We start from the raw sequence: 12548 nt of genomic DNA, 5'->3' as shown, positions 1-12548 counted from the left end.
ACTTCATGAGCAATCGGATCTTGATCGTGTATGCAAGCAAATACGGATGTACTGAAAAAGCCGCTTTACTGCTGCAAGCCAGGCTGGACGGGGCTGAGGTGGTGAATCTGAGATCTGGCAAGTTGCCCGATCTGACTGGCTACGACACAGTAATTTTAGGCGGCTCGATCTACTATGGAAGAATCCGTAAGGAGATGGCTGCATTTACAGCCCAGCACAAGCAAGAGCTTTTAACCAAACGGCTGGGATTGTACATCTGTGCAGGAATGACAGGGGAGAAGGGGGAGCAGGAGCTTAAGCAGGCATATCCCGGGATCATCTACAACAAGGCGCTTGCCAGAGAGATCATGGGCGATGAGATCTACCCGGACCGGATATCTGCGCTGGATAAGTGGGTTATACGTATGGTAAAAGGCAAGGAGCACAAGACAGGAGGCGGGCTGTCCATGGATAAGCTGGAACGCTTCGCGCATACGATGGCGGCAGGCGGGTAGGGTGGAGGAGAACGAAGGTTAGCGGCGATGTAATGAGGTGGAGCAGCAGTATTTTGAAGCGCCAATGCGTTAAATTGAAGGGGAATTAGACGAAAAGAGAGACGGCAAAACATCGACGGCAATACATCGATAGAACATAATAAATATTATGTTAACTTAAAGTCGCTAACGATAGTGTAACAAAACAAAACCCACAAAACGGAATACAGCAACTCCACACTTTCTAATCACCATATTTCAACATATGAAAAATTCACAATAGAAAAAACAAAAATACAAGCTCCCCTAATCACTACGCCTAACGTCAAACTCTGATCTGAACTTAGCGGCTAACACACGGAAAAAGGAGGAAAAACCCTGCCAAATCGGGCCTTCGTTGTCAACCCATTGGGCCAAGGCAGTGAGGGATGAGCCGGCAGAGGGTTGCCGAGTGAAGCTGTTGAAGGAAACACGTGGAAAAATGTATCTTGTTTCAGTAGTATTCAATAGATTTCCCGAAGCAATTGGAAAAACAGCATCTACTGGAGGCGATGTTACGTATTAGCCGGGAATGCGCCTGAAGAAGTGCCATTTTTCCAACTGTTGTCCCAAGAGGGACGATTCGTTCATCAGCAAATGTAGAAAATCCAACAACTTCCGTTCCCCAAACTTCGCTTAGTACCGGGCGGCCCGATACTTGAAGCCTGTATTGGCCAGTTTCTGGCCGGCAGAATCACAAAGCTACTGTGCCCGCTGTAAGCTGATCCGTCATTTGGAAGGCCATGTTCAGAGACTTCAGCGCATGTCGCAGCGACAGCGTAGAATTTGTCCCGTCCCTGAGGCTCAAGAGGGCGTGGCGCAAGCTTTTGGCATAGGTATTACTCGGAATCAGCGGGATGGACACTTGTCCCTCGGAAGTGTACGCGGCAAGGCTCGCCTGGATCACCCCATTCGCACCACTGCACTCACGGAACTCCAGCTTCGCCTGCGCGAAATAGGCTTCATACCCGATAGTAAAAGGATAACTCCCCGGCATCTGCGAAGAAACGGTGAGCTGTGCACTCCACTCGGGCTGCAGGAAGGAGGCCAGGACCAGCGCCTGTCCATCCTTGCCCCCGGAGGTCCCCCAGACCGCAGAAGGTTCAGGTGAATCCATCAGCCAGGCGACGAAATCCAGCTCATGAATCATCAGATTGGCAGCGATGGCCGGGAGGCCCAGATCTCCCCAGAGCGGAGCAGTCTCCCGGCGCATACTCAGATGCAGTAGCTTCCCGTAGGTCTGCTCACGAACCGCCTGTTCCAGGTATTCATAGGCATAATCGAATTTGATGAATTGGTTAACGAGGATGCTGCGGCCATACCGCTGTTCAGCGTCCATTAGCTCCCGCCCTTCTTCAGGCTCCAGAACAACTGGCGTCTCACAAAAAACATGTTTGCCCCGTCTCAGCGCCTCTACCGCATAGGTCTTATGTAACGCAGACGGCAGACAGATATCCACTACGTCAATCGCGGGATCAGACAGAATGTCCTCAGCATTCATCGTAATCTCTACCCCGAGCTCTTCCTTCAGCTTCAGCAGCTTGGCCTCATTCCTCCCGAAGACCACGATCTGGTTCACGAACTCCATTTGCTTCAGCAGAGAGGCGTGATACGCCCCGAATCCAGTTCCCAATATGCCAATGTTCATTTGCAGCAGCTCCTTGATTTTGATACATTCATCTTAACGCAGTATTGTTGACAACAGAGTGGCAAGAATAGCTGACGAATCATTTGAATTGGGGGAGACGCATGCGGCTGCACCGACTGATTGCTATACTTTTACTGCTTGAATCCCGGGGCAAAATGAAGGCCAAGGAGCTGGCCGAAGCGCTGGAAACTTCTGTCCGTTCGATCTACAGGGATATTGATGTCCTGGCGGAATCGGGCATTCCACTTGTGTCGGCCACCGGGCCGAACGGCGGGATTTCGCTGATGGAAGGCTATACGGTCAATCTGCGGAGGCTGCATGGGGAAGAGGTGGTCCAGCTCTTTTTGACAGGGATGGGCATGCCGGCCAGCGGTTCAGGAGAGACGAGTCTGCTGCTCAAGAGTGTGCTTTTGAAGCTGGAAGCAAGTTTGCCCGCACCTTACCAGGAGGATATACGTACCGCGCAGCGCCGGTTCCTGTTCGATGCTACGCCGTGGTGGAGCGCTCAGGCAACAGTGCCGTATCTTGAGACTCTGCGCACTGCGGTGTGGCGGGAGCTGAAGATTACGGCAGATTATCTTAAGGTGAATGGGGAGAAATCGCTGCGGAAGCTGCAGCCCTATGGACTGATCGTGAAGCAGGGGGAGTGGTATCTTGCGGCCTATTGCGAGCGGGCAGGTGATCTGCGAACATTCAAATGCGAAAGGTTCACAGCCGTTACCTTGTTGGACGAGACCTATGCCATCCCTGAGCAGTTCTCTCTCCAAGGCTACTGGAGTCAAGCAGAGCAAGCCTTCGTTCTGACCAGCAGAGCGCGGGAGTTCTATCCGGTGGTCATCCGTACTCGCGTTAAGAATGAGCAGATATTGCAGGGGCTGGAGGTCATGAATACCCAATCTGATGGAGAAGCTCAGCTGGTTACGGTGAATATGTATGATTATAGCTCAGCCTGTGCGAGGGTGCTGCCGCTATTGGTTCATGCTGAAATTGTGGGACCGCCGGAGCTGAGAGAGTATTTCAGCAATCAAGTACGAATGTGGGATAAAATGTATAATCACAGTTAGTTCAACATAATAAATATTATGTTAACCTAACTGGTGATCCAAGAGTGACAATAATAAACCCCAGACCTTGCTTGTCAGCAGGTTTGGGGTTTATTGACTTTGTTGAACCGTACCTTTTCCAAACATAAGAGGATAGAATTCAATTACAGAACATTATACGATAAACTGTAAAGAGGTTTAGATGTCAGCTTACTTAACAAAAGGAGGACTTGAGATGCTGCGGGGGCTGATCCTACGGTTGAGAAGAAGTAAAATGCGCACCAGATTGCTGCTCCTGTTCACCATGCTGACGCTGCTGCCGTTAAGTGTGCAGGGAATGGTGACGTACCGTCATTTCTCCTCCACCCTGAACGAGAAAACAAAGCAATATACGGTGGATGTCGCCGGACAGGCCAACGCCAATCTGGACAGGCTGCTGAAGGATCTGGAGCGGTTGTCGCTGATGCCTCTGTATGACGAGCAGGTGTTATCTATTCTGGCTAAATACGATGGTCCTATGGGCTCAGGCACATGGGCGCTGTCTGATGATTATCAGAAAATGAAGCTATATACCTCCGCACAGGCATACGATCGTCCGGAAATCCGGGGCATCCATCTGCTGAGCAACAGCGGAACCCTGTTCTCCAACGTGGAGCCGCTGGCGGTCAACACCTCATGGGATGGCAGGCATGACGAATGGTTCAGCGCCTTGGAGCAGTCGGACGGCGAGTGGATCATTCTTCCCCCGCATCATCCCTCTTATTATGCCGGAACCGACCCCTCAGCCTATATTTCGGTAGCCAGGGTGATCAAGGAACCCAGAACACTGAGGCGTCTGGGCTACATACTCATCGACGCTAAGCAGTCAGCCTTCGGCTCCGTCTTCTCTAAGCTGAAGATTGAACAATCCACGAACCTGATGATCATTGACGGAGACCAGCGCTTGCTGTATGAGCAAAAGCCGGGAAACGGGCAGTCGGCATACGGCGAGCTGATTCACTCCGGGCGGATCAAGGAGCTGCAAGGCGGGGAGCGGGAGAGGCTGGGAGGCACAGATTATTTGTTTGTCAGCCATAAGTCCCCGTATTCGGGCTTGTCCGTCATCGGCCTGACTCCCATTGGAGTGATGCTGAAGGAATCGCGCGCGATGATGATTTTCACGTTATGGCTTGCCCTTTTTTGCCTGGTGACGGTGCTGTTGCTCGCTTATGCGGTATCGTACCGGATCACCCTCCCGCTGGTGGAGCTCAAGAGCAATATGTCCAGGGTGGAGCGGGGCGATTTCAACATGCGGGTCAGTCCGCTGGGGGGAGATGAATTCGGGCAGCTCGGGCGCGGATTTAATAAGATGATGGAGGAAATCAACCGCCTGTTTCATGAGGTACTCGTGATTGGACTCCGGGAAAAGGAGGCTGAGCTGTCCGCCCTGCAGAGTCAGATTAACCCGCATTTTATCTATAATACGCTGGAATCGATCAATATGATGGCCGTCCAGCGCAGGCATGATGAGGTATCGGATATGGTATCCGCACTGGGCAAGCTGCTTCGCTATACGATTGACAAGGCCGGCCGGCTCGTATCGCTGGGAGAGGAAATCGCGTTCGTGGACTCCTATGTCCGTATCCAGCAGATCCGCTTTGGCGGTAAGCTGACGGTGCATAACGAGATTGAAGAGGATGTGCAGCATTTGCGCATTCCGAAGCTCACCATTCAGCCGCTTGTGGAGAATGCCATCGATCACGGGATCGCCGGGCGAGAAGAAGGGACGATCTGGGTGTCAGCGCTGCGTTTTGACAACGAGCTATTGATTACGGTGCGTGACGACGGGAACGGCTTAGAGGAGGAGGAACTCACGGCGCTGAACCGGGAGATCGAACAAGATCCTTCCATGGATTCGCTCCGGCGCAGCGAGGAGGAGAGTCTGGGGCTGCGCAATATCGGCCAGCGGATCAAGCTGCTGTACGGGGAAGGCGGGAGCCTCACGGTTGACGGAAGTCCGGGACAAGGGCTGGCTGTGACTATTACGATAACGATACCGGAATCAGGGGGAGAAGAGAATGTATAAAGTGCTGCTCGTAGAGGACGAGATCGTGATTAGACAAGGGATGCGCGAGCTAATTAGCAGGTCGGCGCCCTTTTTCGAGGTGACCGCTGAAATGCCGGGCGGACGGGAGGCGCTCCTGTACTTAAAGTCCGAGCTGCCGGACGTAATGATTACCGATATCCGCATGAAGGAAATGGACGGACTGGCGCTGGCCGGGAAGGTGAAGTCGATGTATCCCGGGCTGCTGGTCATCATTGTGAGCGGATACGGCGAATTTGAATATGCCCAAAAAGCCATAGAATACGGAGTTCTTCATTACCTGTTAAAGCCCGTAGAACGCCATGAGCTGGTTAGCGTGATGGAAAAAGCACGGCTGCTGCTCGATAAGCGTCATGGCATAACTTCCCTGGAACAGACGCCAGGCCCGCTGCGGGTGGACAGCGGAGGAGATACACGCAAGATCATACGGGATGTTAAGGAATATGTCAGACTGCATATTGACGGTGATCTGCGGCTGCAGACGGTAGCTTCCCATGTCAATCTGAACGCTACGTATCTGAGCCAGCTGTTCAAGGGAGAGGCGGGCTGCAATTATTCAGACTATGTAACCGATTCCCGGATGGAACGTGCGAAATGGCTGCTCAGCCATACCCAGCTCAAAATATATGATGTGGCCCGGTTATCCGGCCATCAAAGCCCGAAGCATTTCATGCTGGTGTTCAAGCAGCAGACGGGGATGACGGGGGGAGAATACCGTAATCAATTTAATAATCAAGAATGAAGTGTTAGTTAATCTAACGTAAAACATAAATATAACGAACCATTCCTGTATTTTGGATGATTTCTACACCGAATACGTCTCCTTTATACTAAAAGAGTCATTAAAACTAACATATCAAAGGGGGATGTTCATGAAAAAAGCAGGAGCAGTGCTTCTTTCAGCCATGCTGCTGGGCTTGACGGCAGGTTGTGCCAAGCCCGCAGCAAGCGGAAATGCCGAGAGTCCCGGGAAACAGGAAGATGTGGAGTTAAAGTTTCTAATGTGGGGCAATCAAGGGCATATGGATGTGTACAACAAGCTGATCAGCCAATTTGAAGCAGACAATCCGGGCATTAAGGTGACTATGGATTCGGTGCCATTCACGGATTATCAGCAGAAAATATCCGTGCTGGCCGCAGGGAAATCCCTTCCGGATATCGCCTGGGTCTCGGAGCGGATGATCCCGCAGTTCAAGGCCAACGGCATTCTGGCGGATGTCTCCTCCTTCAAGGACGATGCTTCCTTTAACCTGGACGATTATATTCCGAGCACGCTAGATTTGTTCCGGGACGGGGATCAATTGCTGGGCCTGCCGTTCTCGACACCGCCGGTGGTCATGTTCTACAACAAGACGCTGTTCGACAAGGCGAATCTGACGGACCCGAATACGCTGGCTTCCGCAGGGAAATGGACCTGGAAGACCTTTGAGGAATCGGCCAAAGCGATTGCTGTCAAAGATGCTGGGGGGCGGGTGTATGGCGCGAACTTCTTCCGTGACTGGAAGACCTGGGCCATTCTGTCCTCGTACTCGTGGTCTTATGGAAGCGGCCCGTTCAATGAGGATCTGACCGCGTTCACCTGGAATGACCAGTATGGCGTGGAGACCATGGAGCTGCTGGAGCGGATGATGTATGAGGACGAATCCCACCCGAAAGCAGGCGAACAGATTAGCTTCGATGCAGGGAATCTGGGCATGTTCTTCGACAACTACAGCTATGTCTCGAAAGCGCGTGAGATTACAGGATTTGAATGGAGCATTGCGCCGATGCCGTCCGGCTCCGCAGGCAGTGTTCCGATGCTGGGTCAAGCAGGCTATACGCTGTTCAAGGACAGCAAGCATCCGGAGGAAGCCAAAAAGCTGCTCAAACTGTTCGCCAGCCAGTCGGGGATCGAAGCGACATCCACTTATTTCGTGCCGCCGCGTACATCGGTGCTGAGTTCCGATGCGTTCCTGAATCAGCCGAACAACCCGCCAGCCGAGCACATCGTGCAAGCTGTTATCGATGAAATGCCGAAGGCGCGCATCATTCCGGGCCACATCCGCTGGCAGGATATCGACAATGCTGTGCTGCAAGGCTTTGACCGCCTGTTCGGCCAATCGGCGTCCGCCAAGGACAATATGGCGAAGATGCAGACTGATGTCGAGGCTATTTTGAAATAAGACTCCGGGCAAGGGACCGTCAACCGGCGTTCAGCAGAGAGCAGCGTCCGGCTTGACGGACTGCCCGAAACAGGGAGCGAAATACAATGGGTAAATTGAAGCAAAGATTGGAGCAAAACGCCCTGTCCTTGATCATCAGCCTTCCTGCCAATGATGTAAGACTGGCGAAGGCAGCGCTTGAGGAAGGCGCGGATGCTTTGAAGGTTCATTTTAATGTCGGCCACCGGGCCAGTGGTACTCATTTCGGTCCGCTTGACAGCTATGAGGATATTTTTAGTGACATCCGGTCTGCCTTTGACGGTCCCTTTGGGGTAGTGCCCTCCGGCAGCTTAGAGGGTGTGGCGGAAGAAGAGATCAGGCGGCTTGCTCCGCTCGGGTTCGATTTCTATTCGATCTATGCCCATCATCTGCCATCCTTTATGCTGGAGGACCATGGATTGGACCGGACCTTTGCCATTAATGACACCTATGATCTCAGTCAGGTTCAGGCGGGGGCGCAATTCGGGATCACGGCGCTTGAAGCTTCCATTGTGCCTGGCAGCGAATACGGTACGGCCCTCAGCTTCGCAGACCTGCTGAAATACCGGTATCTGGCTGACCATTCCGGTCTTCCCGTGCTGGTGCCTTCCCAGCGCAAGCTGGTAGAGGGAGATGTTCCTGCCTTGCAGCGTGCCGGAGTGAAGGCGATCATGTTAGGTGCGGTGGTGACGGGCAAGACAGAAGATGAGCTGCGGCGTGCGGTTAGCTCGTTCCGTGGTGCAATAGACAAATTGAGCTAGGGGGGCGGTGAATTCCGGCATGAACAGAAAGGTCAAGAGACGAAACAAGGGTCCGCTTGCCCGCGAGGCACAGGTGACCGGATGGCTTTTTATATCGCCAATGCTGCTTGGTTTCACGTTATTATTGTTATTTCCGATGGGGAAAGCGCTCTATATGAGCCTAAATGACTGGCCGCTGCTTGGTGAGCACCGGTTCGTCGGTCTGGATAATTACAAGGATATTGCGGTGGACCCGCTGTTCTGGAAGGTCTTCGGCAACACGGCTTATTTCACGCTGGGTCTGGTGCCGTTTAACATTGTGCTGGCTCTGATGCTGGCGCTGCTGTTATCCAGAAGCTTGAAGGGCATCGGCGTCTTCCGCACCGCGATCTTCGTTCCCGTGATGACTTCGCTGATCGTATGGTCCATCGTCTGGAAGTATATGTTCGCCACCGATTCCGGGCTGATCAATCAGCTGCTGATGCTGTTCAACATTAAAGGGGCCGCCTGGTTGTATGACGAGAGGCTGGCGATGCCAGCCGTTATTGTGACAAGTGTGCTAAAGAACGTGGGGCTGAACATGGTGCTCTTCATCGCTGCGATCCAGCAGGTATCGCGTTCATTGTACGAGGCAGCTGAGCTGGACGGGGCAGGCAAGACCAAAACCTTTTTCAACGTGACCCTGCCTATGATTACGCCCACCGTATTTCTGACCGTGGTGATGACCGTAATCGGCTCGCTGAAGGTGTTCGGCCAGATCTATGTCATGACCCAGGGCGGACCGAGTAACAGCACCAAGGTGCTGGTCTATTACATCTGGGAAAAAGCGTTCAAGCTGTTCCAGATGGGCTACGCTTCGGCGCTGGCATTTGTGTTGTTCTTTGTCGTGTTGATCTTGACTCTGCTGCAGTGGCAGCTGCGAAAGAGGTGGGTATTCAATGAAGGCGACGCCTAACACCAGCAAAAGGCTGTCAGTAGCAGGAGTGTATGCCGCATTAACGGCGGTATCGCTGATTATGCTTGTTCCGTTCCTGTGGATGCTGTCCACTTCCTTCAAACGGCCGCAGGATATTTTCACCTACCCGCCGCAGCTGATTCCGCCGGTATTCCAGTTTCAGAATTATGTGGATGTCTTTACGCTGATCCCGTTTCACCGCTTCTATTTTAACAGCGTCTACATTTCGTTTGTCGTCGTGGCGGGAACCGTGTTTTTCGCTTCGCTGGCTGGTTATGCATTTGCCAAAATTCCCTTTACCGGAAGAAATGCCGTGTTTCTGGTGCTGCTCAGCGCCATGATGATTCCGCATGAAGTGACGGCGATCCCGATGTTCCTGTTCATGCGTGACCTGGGCTGGATTGATACGCATCTGCCGCTGATTCTGCTGCCGATCTTCGGCGCAAGCGGCGTGTTCGGAATCTTCGTCATGCGGCAATTCTTCATTACTGTACCCACGGAGCTTGAGGAGGCGGCGATGATCGACGGCTGCAGCCGGTTCCGCATTTACTGGACAATTATGCTGCCGATTGCCCGTCCCGGCATGGCGACACTGACGATCTTCACGTTCGTGTCCATCTGGAATGAGTTCTTCGACCCGCTTATTTTCATTAATACGCGTGAGCTGATGACTTTGCCGCTGGGATTATCGTTGTTTACAGATGAAGTGGGCACTTCCTGGCATTATCTGATGAGCGCCACCGTCATGGCAACCGTGCCGCTGCTGATCGTCTTCTTCATGGCGCAGAAGCGGTTCATCGAGGGCGTAGCCATGACAGGGCTGAAGGAATAGCACACACCGAAAAGGAGTAGATGATATGAATCCTGCAATAGAGGCAGATGTCGTTATCGTGGGGGGCGGCCCGGCAGGAATCACGGCGGCCATCGCCGCCGGACGGCTGGGAGCACAGACCGTGCTCATTGAACGTTACGGGTTCGTGGGCGGGATGTCCACCGCTGCTATGGTCTATCCTTGGATGACCTTTCACACCGATAGCGGCGAGCAGGTGATCAAGGGCATCGCCCAGGAAATCGTAGACCGGCTGCAGGCCAGCGGTGGTTCGCCGGGCCATCTCCGGGATACGGTAGGCTTCGTGCATACGTTGACGCCGTACCATCCTGAGATTTATCAAGTGGTAGCTACAGATATGCTGCATGAAGCTGGGGTGAAGCTGCTTCTGCACAGCTTTGTGGATGAGGTGCTGGTCAGTGACGGCGCAATTGAACATGTCGTGGTGACCAATAAATCCGGGCGTACGCCTGTAACGGGGCGCATCTTCGTGGATTGCAGCGGAGATGCCGATGTAGCGAAGCTGTCCGGGGCTGAAACGCTGCAGGGCCGGGAGGGGGATAACCGTTCCCAGCCGATGACGATGAAGTTCAGAATGCGCGGCGTTGATTTGCACAAGGTCAAAGCATATATGATCAGCCATCCCGAAGAGTTCTACAGCAAAACGCCGATCGCTGAACTGCCGGACCTGCCGCTCACCGGGGTAAGCGGATTCTACTCGCAATGGAAGCGGGCCGAGGTGCCGATTAACCGCGATCAGGTCTTGTTCTTTGCCGGTCCGGCAGATGATGAGGTGCTGATCAACTGCACCCGCGTCCAGGGACTGGACGCAACGAATGCGGAGGATCTGACCTTGGCGGAGCAGGAGGGGCGCAAGCAGGTGCTGCTCATGGCCGAGTTTCTGAAGCGCGACGTTCCGGGCTTCGAACGGGCCTCGATCTCAGCGGTTGCACCGCAGATCGGCATCCGCGAATCGCGGCGGATTAAAGGCTATTACCAGCTGATCCAAGAAGATGTCATAGAAGGCCGAAAGTTCAGTGATGTCATTGCCCGCAGCGGCTACCCGATCGACATTCACGATCCGTCCGGCAAGGGGGTAACGGCTTCCTTCATTGCCGGAGACGGCGCTTACGACATTCCGTACGGCTGTCTGCTATCCGCCAATGTGTCCAATCTGCTGGCTGCAGGCAGATGCATCTCGACCTCGCACGAAGCGTTGGCCACGACCCGCCTGACGCCAAGCTGCATGGCCACAGGCCAGGCGGCCGGGACGGCAGCGGCGCTCGCGGCGGCCGCAGGGGTGAAGCCGCAGGCGCTCGATATCCCGCAGTTGCAGGAGCAGCTGAAGCGGGATGGGGTAGTATTATAGAGCTGCGGAGCGGAATGTAGTCGGAAAACCGATTACATCGGGCACTGGGATGGTTCGTGGGCGGAATGTAATCGAAAAACCGATTACATTGGGCACTGGGATGGTTCGTAGGCGGAATGTAGTCGGAAAACCGATTACATTAGGCACTGGGAGGGTTCGTAGGCGGAATGTAGTCGGAAAACCGATTACATCGGTGCGACCCCCTTATCCCGGAGTCCTCCGTATCAAATCAGTACTTATCGTAGATATGCTCTTTATTTCGCTTTTTCTCTCGGCCAGAAGAAGCGGGAGCGGTCTTCTTGGGTCAGGACCCACTCCGCAAACGTAGCTGGCGGCATGTTCCGAAGGCTCGTATGCATTCTGCGGTTGTTGTAAAAGTCCATGTACCGGTCCACCGCTTCATAGGCCTCTTCGAACGTGTCGAATGCCTCTTTGCGGAACAAATCCCGGTCAATATTACTGTGGAACGATTCAATAAAAGCGTTTAAATCCGGCGTTCGAGGCGGAATGCGTTCATGGGTCATTTCCCAGCTTTCACACATGTCGCCAAACAGGTGGCTGACGAACTGTGGGCCGTTGTCGGTGCGGATCACCGGGCGTACGCTGCCAGGGGCGCAGTGTTGCTCCATGGCGCGTCCCAGCGTCTGGCAGGCGTGCTTGGCCTCACACGACGATCCGCGGTGGTAGCCGACGATGACACGGGTAAACACATCGATAATGCTCAGGACAAAGAAATGCCGGTCCCGGCCCGCCACGTACCCGTACTTAATGTCCATCTGCCAGAGCTGGCCTGCTCCGGTAATGACCCGGTTCTCCGGCAGCTTCCGGGGATGCTTAAAACGCTTGTGACGCTGCGGCTGCAGGATATCCAGCGCCTGACACAGCCGGTAACTTTTCTTGTGATTGAGCTTTAAACGGTGCTGGTTCCACAAGCACTTGGCCAGCAGTTTGTATCCGTACACGTGCTCTTCTCCAGCGATTAATTCCAGCAGCCATTCCTGGATTTCCTCGTCGCTAATTTTCGCTCCAGACTCGGTCAGAGAGTAGCCGGGTACGGGTCTTCCGCGCCCCTGGAGTACGGCCTGTGCATCCTGTGACTTGCGTTTCTTACGGTCGTAGTACGTGGACTCTGCGAGCCCGATGAGACGTAGTACCAACGCTGCGGAATATCCCTGCTTAATGAACATCT

The 12548-nt window shown here is 53.6% G+C and carries 10 protein-coding genes and 1 pseudogene; 9 read left to right on the top strand and 2 right to left on the bottom strand.

What is annotated here, in order from left to right:
• Positions 1 to 5 precede the first annotated feature (5 nt).
• On the top strand, positions 6 to 494 hold the full coding sequence (locus tag NSS83_RS04420; RefSeq protein ID WP_036695408.1) for a flavodoxin domain-containing protein: 489 nt from the start codon (positions 6 to 8) through the stop codon (positions 492 to 494).
• Between the two features lie 712 nt (positions 495 to 1206).
• Here NSS83_RS04420 and NSS83_RS04415 read toward each other — a convergent pair.
• Positions 1207 to 2160, bottom strand: coding sequence for a Gfo/Idh/MocA family oxidoreductase (locus NSS83_RS04415; RefSeq protein ID WP_341185558.1), 954 nt, complete (start codon positions 2158 to 2160; stop codon positions 1207 to 1209).
• A 101-nt stretch (positions 2161 to 2261) separates the two neighbouring features.
• On the opposite strand from NSS83_RS04415, the gene NSS83_RS04410 reads away from it, so the two are divergent.
• From NSS83_RS04410 to NSS83_RS04375, 8 genes and pseudogenes are all read left to right on the top strand, one after another.
• A complete protein-coding gene (locus NSS83_RS04410) occupies positions 2262 to 3224 on the top strand; it encodes a YafY family protein (protein ID WP_341347767.1) in 963 nt (320 codons plus the stop codon).
• A 253-nt stretch (positions 3225 to 3477) separates the two neighbouring features.
• A complete protein-coding gene (locus NSS83_RS04405) occupies positions 3478 to 5268 on the top strand; it encodes a sensor histidine kinase (RefSeq protein WP_341347766.1) in 1791 nt (596 codons plus the stop codon).
• The gene (locus NSS83_RS04400; RefSeq protein WP_341347765.1) at positions 5261 to 6028 is read left to right on the top strand and encodes a response regulator; all 768 of its coding nucleotides are present in this window, start codon (positions 5261 to 5263) and stop codon (positions 6026 to 6028) included. Before NSS83_RS04405 ends, NSS83_RS04400 begins: the two co-directional genes overlap by 8 nt.
• A 130-nt stretch (positions 6029 to 6158) precedes the next feature.
• Entirely contained in the window at positions 6159 to 7448 is a 1290-nt protein-coding gene (locus NSS83_RS04395) for a sugar ABC transporter substrate-binding protein (protein WP_340940357.1), read from the top strand.
• An 86-nt stretch (positions 7449 to 7534) separates the two neighbouring features.
• The gene (locus NSS83_RS04390; RefSeq protein WP_340993151.1) at positions 7535 to 8227 is read left to right on the top strand and encodes a hypothetical protein; all 693 of its coding nucleotides are present in this window, start codon (positions 7535 to 7537) and stop codon (positions 8225 to 8227) included.
• Between the two features lie 19 nt (positions 8228 to 8246).
• Positions 8247 to 9161, top strand: a complete 915-nt coding sequence (locus tag NSS83_RS04385) for a sugar ABC transporter permease (protein WP_340940359.1) — start codon at positions 8247 to 8249, stop codon at positions 9159 to 9161.
• Positions 9145 to 9993 carry a carbohydrate ABC transporter permease gene (locus NSS83_RS04380; protein WP_076079291.1) on the top strand — a complete coding sequence of 283 codons (849 nt, stop codon included), beginning with the start codon at positions 9145 to 9147 and terminating at the stop codon, positions 9991 to 9993. Before NSS83_RS04385 ends, NSS83_RS04380 begins: the two co-directional genes overlap by 17 nt.
• 22 nt (positions 9994 to 10015) lie before the next feature.
• Positions 10016 to 11359, top strand: a pseudogene (locus NSS83_RS04375) (FAD-dependent oxidoreductase); the annotation flags it as partial.
• Positions 11360 to 11613: 254 nt separating this feature from the next.
• Here the strand turns inward: NSS83_RS04375 and NSS83_RS04370 are convergent.
• Complete coding sequence (locus tag NSS83_RS04370) at positions 11614 to 12546, bottom strand: IS3 family transposase (RefSeq protein WP_341182892.1); 933 nt, start codon at positions 12544 to 12546, stop codon at positions 11614 to 11616.
• Positions 12547 to 12548 lie beyond the last annotated feature (2 nt).

This window comes from Paenibacillus sp. FSL H3-0469, assembly GCF_038051945.1.
Classification (GTDB): Bacteria; Bacillota; Bacilli; order Paenibacillales; family Paenibacillaceae; genus Paenibacillus_AQ.
This window is presented reverse-complemented; position numbering and strand designations above follow the sequence as displayed.

Excerpts from the sequence above, each read along its gene's own strand:
- NSS83_RS04420 (WP_036695408.1), top strand. The coding sequence starts at position 6 with ATGAGCAATCGGATCTTGATCGTGTATGCAAGCAAATACGGATGTACT.
- NSS83_RS04415 (WP_341185558.1), bottom strand. The coding sequence starts at position 2,160 with ATGAACATTGGCATATTGGGAACTGGATTCGGGGCGTATCACGCCTCT.
- NSS83_RS04410 (WP_341347767.1), top strand. The coding sequence starts at position 2,262 with ATGCGGCTGCACCGACTGATTGCTATACTTTTACTGCTTGAATCCCGG.
- NSS83_RS04405 (WP_341347766.1), top strand. The coding sequence starts at position 3,478 with ATGCGCACCAGATTGCTGCTCCTGTTCACCATGCTGACGCTGCTGCCG.
- NSS83_RS04400 (WP_341347765.1), top strand. The coding sequence starts at position 5,261 with ATGTATAAAGTGCTGCTCGTAGAGGACGAGATCGTGATTAGACAAGGG.
- NSS83_RS04395 (WP_340940357.1), top strand. The coding sequence starts at position 6,159 with ATGAAAAAAGCAGGAGCAGTGCTTCTTTCAGCCATGCTGCTGGGCTTG.
- NSS83_RS04390 (WP_340993151.1), top strand. The coding sequence starts at position 7,535 with ATGGGTAAATTGAAGCAAAGATTGGAGCAAAACGCCCTGTCCTTGATC.
- NSS83_RS04385 (WP_340940359.1), top strand. The coding sequence starts at position 8,247 with ATGAACAGAAAGGTCAAGAGACGAAACAAGGGTCCGCTTGCCCGCGAG.
- NSS83_RS04380 (WP_076079291.1), top strand. The coding sequence starts at position 9,145 with ATGAAGGCGACGCCTAACACCAGCAAAAGGCTGTCAGTAGCAGGAGTG.
- NSS83_RS04370 (WP_341182892.1), bottom strand. The coding sequence starts at position 12,546 with ATGTTCATTAAGCAGGGATATTCCGCAGCGTTGGTACTACGTCTCATC.